Source organism: Parabacteroides sp. AF18-52, from assembly GCF_003479145.1.
In the GTDB taxonomy this organism is placed as follows: Bacteria; Bacteroidota; Bacteroidia; order Bacteroidales; family Tannerellaceae; genus Parabacteroides; species Parabacteroides faecis.
The window spans coordinates 185,404-198,273 of sequence record NZ_QUGR01000004.1; the positions used below are offsets into that span (position 1 = coordinate 185,404).

At 51.1% G+C, this 12,870-nt stretch carries 8 protein-coding genes; 6 read left to right on the top strand and 2 right to left on the bottom strand.

What is annotated here, in order from left to right; all coding sequences use genetic code 11:
- Window positions 1-2: 2 nt before the first annotated feature.
- Window positions 3-2,147 carry an outer membrane beta-barrel protein gene (locus tag DWX23_RS09395; RefSeq protein WP_122374286.1) on the bottom strand — a complete coding sequence of 715 codons (2,145 nt, stop codon included), beginning with the start codon at window positions 2,145-2,147 and terminating at the stop codon, window positions 3-5.
- Window positions 2,148-2,321: 174 nt separating this feature from the next.
- Between DWX23_RS09395 and DWX23_RS09400 the strand changes: the two genes are divergently transcribed.
- The gene (locus DWX23_RS09400) at window positions 2,322-3,782 is read left to right on the top strand and encodes a HAMP domain-containing sensor histidine kinase (protein ID WP_233587560.1); all 1,461 of its coding nucleotides are present in this window, start codon (window positions 2,322-2,324) and stop codon (window positions 3,780-3,782) included.
- A gap of 10 nt (window positions 3,783-3,792) precedes the next feature.
- Entirely contained in the window at window positions 3,793-4,464 is a 672-nt protein-coding gene (locus DWX23_RS09405; protein ID WP_122374288.1) for a response regulator transcription factor, read from the top strand.
- Between the two features lie 10 nt (window positions 4,465-4,474).
- Here DWX23_RS09405 and DWX23_RS09410 read toward each other — a convergent pair whose 3' ends face one another.
- Complete coding sequence (locus DWX23_RS09410) at window positions 4,475-5,746, bottom strand: Gfo/Idh/MocA family protein (protein WP_122374289.1); 1,272 nt, start codon at window positions 5,744-5,746, stop codon at window positions 4,475-4,477.
- A 568-nt stretch (window positions 5,747-6,314) separates the two neighbouring features.
- On the opposite strand from DWX23_RS09410, the gene DWX23_RS09415 reads away from it, so the two are divergent.
- The 4 genes from DWX23_RS09415 (at window position 6,315) to DWX23_RS09430 (ending at window position 12,762) form a co-directional block, all read left to right on the top strand.
- Entirely contained in the window at window positions 6,315-6,851 is a 537-nt protein-coding gene (locus DWX23_RS09415; RefSeq protein WP_122374290.1) for a hypothetical protein, read from the top strand.
- Window positions 6,852-6,952: 101 nt separating this feature from the next.
- Window positions 6,953-10,135, top strand: coding sequence for a SusC/RagA family TonB-linked outer membrane protein (locus DWX23_RS09420; protein WP_122374291.1), 3,183 nt, complete (start codon window positions 6,953-6,955; stop codon window positions 10,133-10,135).
- A 15-nt stretch (window positions 10,136-10,150) separates the two neighbouring features.
- Window positions 10,151-11,638: a SusD/RagB family nutrient-binding outer membrane lipoprotein gene (locus tag DWX23_RS09425; protein WP_122374292.1), complete on the top strand. Its 1,488-nt coding sequence runs from the start codon at window positions 10,151-10,153 to the stop codon at window positions 11,636-11,638.
- 104 nt (window positions 11,639-11,742) lie between these two features.
- Window positions 11,743-12,762 (top strand): metallophosphoesterase family protein, encoded by a 1,020-nt coding sequence (locus tag DWX23_RS09430; RefSeq protein ID WP_122374417.1) that lies wholly within the window; start codon window positions 11,743-11,745, stop codon window positions 12,760-12,762.
- The last annotated feature ends 108 nt before the right edge of the window (window positions 12,763-12,870 follow it).

Sequence of the window (12,870 nt, forward strand, 5' to 3'; positions counted from 1 at the left end):
TTTTACGTTCCGAACCGTGACGTATCTACCGCCTTTACCTTCTTCTCCTTGTAGCCGCCGAAGCTGTAACGGATTGTCAGCAAGATCGAACGGTTGTCCTGGAACAGTTCCATGCGGCTCTTCTGACCCTGCTGGTCGATGTGGGTGAGCGGCTTTTGGCTGTTCAATAGGTCGTTGCCTTTGATGGTCAGGCGAAGCTTCTGTTTGGGAAGCGTCCATACCAGGGCGGCATCCAGGCTGTAGAGCGGGTCGATATCGTAAAGGCCCTGTATCACCTTCGTACAGTAATAGCCCGTGAGGTCGAGGGAGAGGTTTTTGTCGCGGGTCAGGAAGATCGTGTTAGTCAGCATGGCCCGCCCGAAGAGCTTCTTCCGGTCGAAACGGACATCGACCAGCGTCCCTTTGTCGTGGATACCGAAGCCCATCAGTGTCAGCCGCGAACTAAGCACCTCGCCGGCACGGAAAGGAACGATCGCCATCAGTCCGAACATATTGTGCGTATCCAGGTTGATCGTATGGAAGACCGATTGCAGGCGGTCGGGCGACTGGTACGACATCTGTTGTATCTTATCCGGCTGGAAATTGGCGAAGGCTCCCAACACATACTTGTTTTTGAGGATATAGGTCAGTTGCACCGAATAATTCAACTCCGGTTTCAGTTCCGGATTGCCTTTGATTACGCTGTAAACATTCATATAATAAGTATTCGGCGTAGTCGCCCAATAAGAAGGATATTTCCGGTTGCTCGATAAGGAGAACTGCAACATGTTGGCAGGATCGATCCGGTAAACGAGCGACAGGGCAGGGAAGAGGTCCGCCCTGTCCCATAACGTATTTTTCTTTCCGGCCGAGTCGATCGAAGCCTTGTAATACCGGACGGTCAGCGAAGCATCCAGTGTCAGCTTCTTCCCGAACGAACGCGAGAAACCGCCGAAAGCGCCGACCGAATGTTCCCTCTGCGTCAGGTCGAATGTCCCTTCGCGTTCTTCCGTATTGTTGAGTAGCGCTTCCGCCTTGTTGTCCGTCCCCGACAACGAAGCCTCCAGCCCGTAGGACAGTTTCCATTTGTTCGCGGTAACGACGAAATGGTTCAGGTAGATATTGGCCCGTTGCGTCTGCTGGCGGCTTTCGTTGCGCCTGTCCTGGTCGGTGTCGTCTTCAAAATTGTTGACCAGTTCCTGCAACGATTTATCTTTGTAGAAGGTATAGTCGATACCCGCGTTCAGGTTCTTATGACCGTTGTAATCGATACGTGCACAGTGGAGGGAGGTCGGTCCGGTCGTCCGGCTGGCGGTGTTTACCGTTTCGATGCCTGTGAACTCCGTCCGTCCTCCCCGGTGGGAAGCGGGTCCGTCCTGTACATACCGTCCCGTGTAGGAAGCCGAGAGTTTGTCCTTGTTGTCGAAGTCATATTCGAAAGCACCCCGCAGGTTGTGGGCGATGCTTTTGTTCTCCGACCAGTTCTTTTGCAGGATATCGTACCTCTGTCCGTCGACGGTCGGTTCCGCATGCATATCTTCCGTCGAGCGGCTGTGCCGGTAGCCCGCCGAGTAGGAGAAGTCCGTCGTATATTTCTTTCCCGTGTACGACAGGTTCATCCGTCCCGAAGGTGAGAAATAATACCCCTGTTCCCCCGTCAGCGACACTTCCCCTTTCAGGATATCTTTCAGGCTCTTGTCGTTCTCGATGACCAGGTTGATGGAGGCACCCTGTACACCGTATTGTGGCGGAGTACTGTACATCACTTCCACCTTTTTCACCTTATCGGAAGAGGTCGACTTCAGCATGTCGGCCAGCTGCTCCGGCGTCATGCTGCTTTTCCGGCCGTTGATGATGATCGTCGTGCCCGATGTTCCGAGCAGCGAGATATTGTCGCCTTTCTTTTCTACGCCCGGCAGTTCACCCAGGACATCGAACGCATTGTCCACCGGTTTGCTTTTCATCAGGTTGGGAATGTCGTACTGGAGTTTTCCTTCGGTCATCTTCACCAGTGGGCGTTCGGCTTTGACGAATATCTCCGGCAGTTCCAGTGTGATGCTGTCGTTCACCAGGATCGTACCTTTGCCGTCAGTCTGCTTTTGTGCCGATAACGGGGCGGGTAGTGGGAGCAGGCTGGCTATCAATAACAGGTAATAGATTCTTTTCATGTTCTTGTGCTTTTCGTGATTTTTATACGAAAGGTAGAAAGGGCCCTGAACAGTTCCAAAAAACGCCTGCATTTGGTAAGACTAAATAACATTCGTCCGAAACTGTGTTATTTTGGTTTAAAGCGGCAGGCAGCAAGCCGGAGAATCCCTATATTTGTTTGCATGAAATCATCCATGAAATATATCATTGCACTGGTGATCGTGTCGTTATCCGGGATATTCGCCTACCAGTTGTTCTGGATCAACCGGCTGTACCATTCCCACCAGCAGCAGAACAGGGAATATATCATCGAAGCAATCCGCAATGCCGACCATATCGAACTGTTCAGCCGTGCCGATACTATCAGCCGGTTAGCGAACAAGCGGCGGGAGACCTTCTCGCAGGCCGACGACCGGGGAGGTATCGCCCTGACCACCCGTTTCCGGAGTAAAGACTCGGTGCCGGCGACCGTCCGGATCGTCGAGAAAGAAGCCGGACTCCCTCTTATGCCCGAGGTGGATGCCGAGATGAAGAAAGTACTCGAAAGCGGCAAAGTCAGGGTAGGCGATGATTTTAGTTCACTGGGTCGGCTGGGGTTGCAGATGCAACGCAGCCTCCACGAGGTGATCGATACGATCTTTCCCGTCGACCTGGCGAAGTTCGACAGCCTGCTGACGGTCGGTCTCCGGGAGAAAAACCTGCACCTCCGCCATTTCACGGAGATACGGTCGCTTACCGACAGTACGGTGGTCACCTCTTCCGTCCCCACTGGGGAAGACCCGGCGCATTACGACCGTTATACCTGGGAGTATACCACCTATCATCCGAAAGCCTATTATGTCTATGTGGAACCGACTCGGCTGGCTTCGCTGGCGGGAATGACGGGTATCCTGGTCTCTTCGTTCCTGATCCTGTTGATCCTGGTATTGTCGTTCGCCTACATGATCTGGTTCCTGCTCCACCAGAAGACGGTGGAGCAACTGAAAGACGATTTCACCCATAACGTGACGCACGAGTTGAAGACCCCCATTGCCATATCCTATGCCGCTATCGAGTCGATCATCCATTATAACCTCCTGGGAAATAGGGAGAAGGCCGACAAATACCTCCACCTCTGCCATGAGGAACTGGAGCGGCTGGGCGGAATGGTCGAACAGATCCTGACCCTTAGCCTGGAAAAACGGAAAGAGATCCGTCTGGTGATGGAGGATATCTCGTTGAATGCTCTGATCGGCAAGATTCTGGAACAGCAGAAGATCAAGTCGTCACGCCCTTTCCGCATCCGCGTGGAGTCTGTCCCGGAGGAAATAACCCTGAAAGCCGACCGCGTACATTTGTACAGTATCATCAGCAACCTGGTGGATAATGCCGTCAAATATGCGGACAAGGAACCGGAGATAACGATACGGGCGGAGGCTGCCGGAGGAAAGGTGCAGCTGCGTGTGCAGGACAACGGCCCCGGTATTCCCGAAGAGTACCGCCGGCATCTCTTCGATAAGTTCTACCGGTTACCTTCCAGCCGCCATTCGCAGGTGAAGGGCTACGGCATCGGACTCTTTTACGTGAAGACAATGGTGGAGAAGCATGGCGGGACGGTCACCGTAGAGAGCGTGTCCGGCCAGGGTTCCTGTTTTATAGTTACATTACCGCAATAACCCCAAGCTTATGGATATTTTATTAGTAGAAGACGAAATCTCCCTGGCCATGATCGTCAAAGACGCATTGGAGGAGGAAGGCTATGAAGTGGCGGTAGCACGTGACGGACTGGATGGGATAGAGCATTATTTTAAAGAGCATCCGGCACTGATCATTGCCGATGTGATGATGCCGGAGGTGGATGGTTTCGAGATGGTGCGCCGCATCCGTCGGATGGATAAGGAGGTGCCCGTCCTGTTCCTCAGTGCCCGCTCGTCGGTAGACGATATCGTGCAAGGGTTCGAACTGGGGGCGAACGATTACCTGCGGAAGCCTTTCAGCCTGCGCGAACTGATTGTCCGTGTGAAGGCCTTGATCGTCAAAAGCAAGGCTGAGCCTATCGCCGTTGCGTATCACGAAATCGGGTTGTACACGTTTTATCCGTCTACACAGACCTTGGAGGCAGGGGGTGAATCAGTCGAGCTTTCCTTCAAAGAGTCGGAGTTGCTCCGGTTGCTTTGCGAGAGCGGTAATTTTCCGGTCAATACCAAGGATATTCTACTTGAACTGTGGGGAAATGACAGTTTTTACAATACCCGCAGCTTGCATGTCTTCATCACCAAACTCCGGCATAAACTGGAAAAAGACCCCCGTATCAAACTATTGAATGTACGGGGGATCGGATATAAATTGATCTGCTAGAGACTCTTGCCTAAGGGTTTGGGAGAGTTACCACTTTTCCCTCCTTCCTACTTCTTTCGGCTGCAAACGCTATCAGGTGGCTTTCCAGCGACTCGTCGAGCGGTGTGCTCATCAGGCTGGCATCCTGGCGGCGGATGGCCTCTATCCAATCGCGGATCATGCCGGCATCGCCTCCTCCGTGGCCGACACCTTCGTAGTTGAGGGCATCTTCAGCGTTGGCGTTGTATGTTTTGGACAGGCCGGTGGCGAAATCGGTATGGGTGAACTCTTCCATATCGCCGACGATATCGCCCCGTGTCCCCATGATACGGGTGCGGCGTCCGCCATAGGAGGTGAAAGCCTCGATCGAGAAGTTGACCGTAACGCCTCCTTCAAACTCCATCAACATCATATAATGATCCGGCTGGTTGTTTTGGCAGTGGTAAACGCATTTGCCGTACGGGCCCGTCTGCAGGTTCTCCAGGATGACGTCACCCTGTTTGTCCGGGTCTTCCGGAAGGTCGAACACATAGAGCCAGGTACGGTCGCGGTGATAAATCTTCAGGGCGGAGTAGGGGCAGGTCGCTTCTGCCGGACAACCGTCGGTACAACGTGCCGGGGCACTTTCCGGAGCATTCTCCGCTTTGAAGTGCGTCAGCTCACCGAAGGCGACTACCTTCTTACAGGGCTTGCCGATCATCCAGTGCAGGATATCGAGGTCGTGGCTCGATTTCGCCAGTACCAGCGGCGTGCTCTTTTCCGAATCGCGCCAGCTTCCGCGTACATACGAATGGCACATATGCACATGTTCTACTGGCTCGAAATGCTGGATGCTGACCAGCTCGCCGATCGCCTTGCCGCTGATCATTTCTTTCAGCATCAGGAAATAAGGCGAATAACGGAGCACATGGGTAAGACCTACGATCTTACCTTTCTCCCTGGCATAAGCCACCAGACGGCGACACTCTTCGTCGGTCTGTGCAATCGGTTTTTCGAGCAGGATATCGTATCCCAGGTCGAGTGCGCTCATGCAGGGGGCATAGTGCAGATGGTCAGGGGTGGCAATGATCACGGCGTCGGCAAACTTGGGACGGCTGAGCAGCTCTTCCCAGGTGGCGACACGGTTCTCCTTTGGGACATGGTATTTGTCGCCGTATATGTTACGCCGTAGTTCGACTAATTCGGCTATACCTGTTATCCGTAGGTCGTCCGGGTGCTCCAGTGAGTAGTCGCCGTACAATTTTCCTCGTCCGCTGGCTCCCAGTACGATTGCGGTGACGGGAGTAGTTTTCTCTGTATTCATAGTATAAAAAGCATAAAAGATTAATTTTCTTCAAATATAGGATAATTTCTTTACAAACCGGTTATAGGACTACCCCATTAAATAGGGGGTTGATTTAGAAATAATTGAACTATCCGAGCAAGCGATCAGTCATACATAAGACATGCTTAGTTACAGGTTCATTTGCCGTTGGTTTTAACCAACGGATTAGTAAATGCTCTCTCTCTTTGGACTTTAGTCCCATTTAAGCAGTCTCTCTATTGAAGAGAAATGTGGCTGAAGCCAAAAAAGAGAGAAAACTTGTAAACCGTCAGTTAAAACTGACGGCAAATAGACCTGTAATAGCTAAGTCACTTTGATAAGGGGGATAGCTCGAAATTGATAAGATCAGAACTTATTGCTATTTTCATTGGCACATCAGCATATTGGCTGATTAGCTCATTTTGATAACAACCCAACCTGCTGCCACTCAGGGCTTGTCTACCCCCTTGTAATAGAAAGGTAAATATAACTTAATTTCTTTGTATCTGTTTTGTAATATGCCTCTTCTACATTTGCAGCGTAATTTAATAGAAAAAGAAAAACAGTTATGAAAAAGAGTTTAGTGTTATTAGTTGTTTTATTAGGTACTTCGTTCTCCATGTTGCATGCCGTGACAGTTGTCGATGGAGATAATGACAAGGCTGGCAAAACAAGTGTGGAAGCTGCTCCTGTCGAAACATGGGAGTTCTATTCCACCCAACAGGAACCTACTGCTGAAGAACTGGCTAACGCAAACAATCATAAGTTCGGTAAGGAGGTCGGATGCTTGTATAATGCGTTTATGGATATGTATGTGGTGAAAGAGGAAGTGGTTCCGGGTGATCCTGCCCGCCGCACGGTGATCCGCAAACCGGGTATCTACAATGCGGTCCGTTCCATCGAAAAGCAGTTGAACAAGGATGTGAAAAGCAATAAAATGACGAAGGAAGCTGCAGCAGACGAGTTCGCGAATGTCCTGAAGATCGCCCTGGCCGCTATCGACTCCGACACCAACACCTTTGAAGAAGCCCTCCAGGGTAATAAAAAAGACTCATCACGCCTATTGGCTATCTTCGACAACGTTAAACTGAAAAACCTCTATTAATTTCCCCCCTCTTTCCCCTGATAAGTTTTGTTGATAAATAAAGTTTTAGGGCAGGTCTGTTTCCTGCCTCCGGCTTTCTATGTACACCAATTAATTTAGATATGAAGAACAAATTTTACTTAATGATTTGCGGACTCCTTATCTGTACCTCTCTGGCTTTTGCCCAGTCGGTGAAAGTGACCGGTACGGTAACGGACAAGCTGGGTCCTGTGATCGGAGCTGCAGTAGTCGTGAAGAACTCTACGGTCGGTACAGTAACCGATATAGACGGTAACTACGAGATTGAAGCGCCGAAGAACGCTACCCTGATATTCTCTTTTGTCGGATACGAAACGGTGGAACGCCCGATAGGTGACCTGAAAGTGATCAATGTAGAGATGTCTGATGACGTCAAGCTGATCGACGAGGTGGTGGTAACAGCCATCGGTATCAAACAACAGAAAAAGAAATTAGGTTATACCACCCAGCAAGTGAGCACGGAAGCCCTTGAACAACCGGGTACGGTGAACGTGGGTAATGCCCTCTCCGGTCAAGTCGCCGGTCTGACCGTTAATAACCCGACAGGTATCTTCCAGGCACCGAGTTTTTCTCTGCGGGGTAAAACACCGCTGATGGTAGTGGACGGTATTCCGGTGGAGTCAGACCTGTTCGATGTCTCTCCGGAGAATATCGAAAGTATCAACGTGCTGAAAGGTACGGCCGCCGCAGCTCTGTACGGTTCGCGGGGAAAGGACGGTGCGATCCTGATCACGACCAGGCTGGCGAAAGAAGAGGGTCTGGTGGTAACAGCCGGCATATCCAGCATGGTAACGGCTGGTTTCACCGTGTTTCCCGAGACACAGAATGAGTTCGGTTCCGGTTCAAACGGACAGTATGAGTTCTGGGACGGTGCCGACGGCGGTATCTCCGATGGGGATATGACGTGGGGGCCCCGTTTTGAAGGGCAGAAGATAGCCCAGTGGAACAGCCCGATCCGTGACAAGCAAACAGGTGAAGTGATCCCCTGGTGGGGCGATGTCTCCGGCTCTGTCTACGACGACCGTACACGCTACGAACGTGTTCCGATCACCTGGGAGGCACACGACAACCTGAAGGATTTCCTTCGTACGGGTGTGATCACCAAAGCTACTTTCTCCGTGGCAAATAAGACAAAGAAAGCCAATTACAACTTCAATGGCGATTTCTCCAAACAACGCGGACAGGTCCCGAATACCTCGATCTATACAGGCGGTCTGAACTTTAACAGTATGTTCAACCTGAGCAATACGGTGACTCTTTCTTCCAACCTGTCATATAATAAGGTTTATTCCCCAAACTATCCCCGCTATGGCTACGGACCGAAGAATCACATGTACACGATCCTGTTGTGGATGGGTAACGATGTGAACGGGAAGGAACTGTCACAACATCTGTATCGTCCGGATTCGGAAGGAACCCGGCAGGCAAACTATAACTATGCCTGGTATAACAACCCTTATTTTGCAGCCAATGAGCTGACACAGAAACACGACCGCAATACAGTGAACGGGCAGGTGAAACTCAACTGGGATGTATTGCCCGGACTGACCCTGCAGGGACGTGCCGCCGGTCGTCTGGAAAGTACGTTTGAAGATATGAAAAGCCCGAAGTCGTATATGAACTACGGCGATTCACGTAACGGTGATTATAAGACCTGGAACAGCGATCAGCTGGATATCAATGCGGATGCGTTGGCCACTTATACACAGGCAGTCAGCAAGGATTTCGCTTTTACGGCTAATCTCGGAACTTCACTCTACTACCGCCAGATACGCAAGGAAACACAGGCTACCGACGGACTGATCGTTCCGAAAGTATATAATATGGGAAATAGCCTGAATCCGGTCAGTGCGACCAACCTGATGAACGAGAAGGCAATCGAGAGTGTCTATGGCTCTGTGAACATCGACCTGTTTGAAGCGCTCTTCCTGACGTTCACCGGACGTAATGACTGGTCGTCTACGCTTTCGGCTGCCAACAATTCTTATTTCTATCCCTCTGTTTCTGCCAGTACACTGGTGAACGAATATGTGAAGCTACCTTCGTGGATGGATTATCTGAAGGTCAATGCTGCTTGGGCACAGGTATCCAGCGACCTCGATCCGTACGCCTTGCAGGCGACCTATGCAAAAGGTATCCTCTATGGCAGTACGCCTTCGGTGACGTATCCGAATGACGTGACCGATCCTTCCGGCTCCGGAACGGTGACAGCCCTGGTGAATCCGGATATCCTGCCTCAGAAGACCTCTTCCTTTGAAGTCGGTATGTCGACCTCGTTCCTGCATAACCGTCTGGGGTTGGATTTGACTTACTACCGTATGCTCGACCAGAACAGTATCATCAAGCTGCCTATCTCCGAGGCTTCCGGTTTCCCTTACCGCTTTGTGAACGGCAATGAATATACGACGAACGGTTTTGAACTGATCGTGAACGCCACACCTGTACAGAATAAGAACTTCACCTGGAATGTGTCGACCAACTGGAGCAGTAATATCCGCAAGCTGACAAAGATTTACGGCGGTCAGGATAAATTCGGCGACCTGAAGGTGGGCGACCGGGCGGATGCTATGTACGCTACCGAATGGGAAAAGACTCCGGACGGCCAGCTGATACTGGATGCTAACGGCATGCCGACCCAGAGCGCGTTTACCACCCATATCGGTAACCAGTCGCCCGACGTTCGCTACGGACTTCAGAATACGTTTAAGATCAAAAAGTTTACCGTCAATATCGATATGGACGGAGCGATCGGCGGCACATTGGTGTCGACTACCACCCAGAAGATGTGGTGGGGCGGAAAACATCCGAAGTCGACCATGTACCGTCAGGAAGAATATGAGAACGGCGGCAAGGCGATCTATGTGCCGGAAGGCGTAAACATCGTCAGCGGTGAGGTTACCTATGATGTGAACGGGAATATCCTGACAGATACCCGTGTGTACAAGAAGAATGAAACGGCTGTCAATATCCAGACCTGGGCACAGAACTATCCGTATCGTGCCGTGGTTCGTACCAGCGAGAACGAGTTGTTCGCCAACACTTTCAACCGCTCTTACCTGAAGCTGCGCCGTGTGGCTGTGTCTTACGACCTGAAGAACCTCTTTGAGTCGAATGTGATCAAGGGCCTGGATCTGACCCTGTTCGGCAACAACCTGGCAGTCTGGAAGAAAACTCCTTACCTCGATCCCGACTTCGGTGCCAGCGACTCGGACCTGCAGGACCCTTCCGCCCGTTATATCGGTATCAGTGCAACCATCAAATTATAATCCTACGATAAAGCAATGAAGAAATATCTGAAATATATAGCAGCCGGTGCCGCTCTGGCATTCACCTGCAACTCGTGTATCGACCTGGAAGAGATGAATGTCGATCCGAACAACCCGACGACCACCGATCCGGCACTCTTGCTTACCGGGTTGTCTTTCAAAACATTCGAAGAATCGGATGCACAGGTTTGCCACGCTACGAAACAGTTGGTGTTGACTTCCGGCGAAAGTCCTTACCAGGTGTATAAATGGACACGCGGCGGCTTCGGTTACTACAGTAACCTGCGCGATGTGACGAAGATGAAAGAGGAAGCGGAGAAGAGCAACGAGACGGCTTATGAGGCTTTGGCTCTTTTCTTTGAAGCACATTATTATTATATGTTGACGATGATGTTCGGTGATGTGCCTTGCAGCGAAGCCTTGCAGGGCGAAACGAACGAATTGTACCAACCCAAATATGACTCGCAGGAGACGGTACTGTCTACCGTGCTGGCCAAACTGGATGAAGCAAATACGTTGTTGACCGACAATAATAGCATTATCAGCGGCGATATTATCTATGGAGGCGACCTGCTGAAATGGCGCCGCCTGATCAATGCCTACCGGCTGCGGGTCCTGATGTCCTTGTCGAACAAACAGACCGTAGGCGGGATAGATGTGAAGTCAACCTTTGCCCGTATCTTCCGGGACGAACCGCTGATGACCGGCGAAGCCGACAATGGCCAGCTGGTATTCCTCGATCAGCAGGATGACCGCTATCCTTATTTCAATGACAGCGACTTCGGTTCGGGGCGTTATATGGATTCTACTTATGTGGCTGTCCTGGCTACCCGTAAAGATCCCCGTTTGTTTGCTTTCTGTACGCAGACCCCTGCTGCGGAAAAGGCGGGACTAGCCGTGGACGATTTCGCCTCCTATGATGGCGGCGATCCGGCAATCCCTTACAGCCTAGTGAACGATAAAGTCTCATTGGGTGGTTGTTCCAAACCGGCTACCCGTTATTACCAGCATCCGACTAACGAGCCGATGATTCTGCTGGGATATACCGAGCAGCAGTTGCTTCTGGCGGAGGCGGTGGTTCGCGGCTGGATTTCCGGAGATGACAAGGAGTTTTACGAATCGGCGGTCAGGGCTTCTTTCCGCTTTTATGAGAAATATGCCTCTTCCGTAGCCCAGTATTTGGGGGAAGATGCTGCTGATACCTATCTGCAGGGCGACAAGGTGGCTTATGCTTCTTCGCTGACAAAAGAGCAGAAGATAGAGCGTATCATCCTGCAAAAGTATATCCCTACTTTCCTGCAAGGCAGCATGTGGATGCCTTACTATGACCAGTTGCGTACCGGTTATCCTGAATTTCGCCGGGCATCCGGAGTGAGTCTGCCATACCGCTGGATGTATCCGCAGGACGAGTATAATAATAATGCAGCCAGCGTACAGGCTGCCCTTCAGTCGCAGTTCGGAGGAAACGACAGGACATCTGATCCTCTTTGGTGGATTAAATAAAAAGAAATGGCATGAATAGAAAGGAGTTTTTACGGACATCGGGGCTTTTGCTCCCGGTGTCTTTTTTAGGAGTTTCCGGCGCAGAAGCAATCGGAAAGGGTACGATGAAAGAGGTTGCAGAGACGGCTACCGGAGCGTCTTACCTGGATAGTGCGTCTTATAAAGCGCATGCAGACAAGTTGAAGTTTAATGCGGACGGTAAATTCAAGATCGTACAGTTTACCGATGTGCACTGGGTTCCGGGCAACCCGGCTTCGGAAGAGGCTGCCGAATGCATGAACGAAGTACTGGCTGCCGAAAAGCCTGATTTCGTGATCTATACGGGTGATATCGTGTTTGCCAAGCCGGCAGCGGAAGGGTTTCGAAAGGCGTTCGAACCTGTTATCTCCCGCAATATCCCGTTTGCCGTAACTTTGGGTAATCACGATGACGAACATGACATGACGCGTCAGGAGATCTATACGTTCATCAAGGATATGCCGGGCAGTCTGACCGGCACGGTGGAAGGGTTGAGCGGTGTTACCAATTTCATCTTGCCGATACGAAGCTCGAAAGATACGAAAGAGGCTTTTATCCTGTACGGCTTCGACAGCCTGGCTTATTCGCGGAAAGAGGAAACCAAGGGTTACGACTGGATCAAGCCGGATCAGATCGACTGGTACAGGAAATGCAGTACTGCGCTGACGGCAAAGAATGGGGGTAAGCCGTTTCCGGCACTCGCCTTTTTCCATATCCCTGTGCCTGAATATAACCAGGCGGCTTCCGACGAGAATACGTTGCTAATTGGTATCCGTAAAGAGAAAGCTTGTGCACCGGTAATCAATTCCGGGTTATTCACGGCTATGCTCGAAGCCGGGGATGTGATGGCTACGTTTGTCGGCCATGACCATGTGAACGATTATGTTGCCCGCTGGAAAGGACTTCTCTTGGGGTACGGACGTTTCACAGGAGGCAAGACGGTCTACCATGACGTACCCGGAGGAAACGGAGCACGTGTATTCGAACTGACCGAAGGCGAGCGTTCTTTCAAATCCTGGATACGACTGAAAAATAATCAAGTGATTTCATCCATTCACTATCCGGCGGATTTTGTAAAAGGTGGGGACAGCAATCCCTTTACCTGAGCGTGTCCGTATAATTTCCCCGGTAGGAAACTCCAGTTCCCTGCCTGGGAAACTCGCGTTTCTTGCCTAGGAAACTCCGGTTCCCTCCGCAGGAAACTGGAGTTTCCA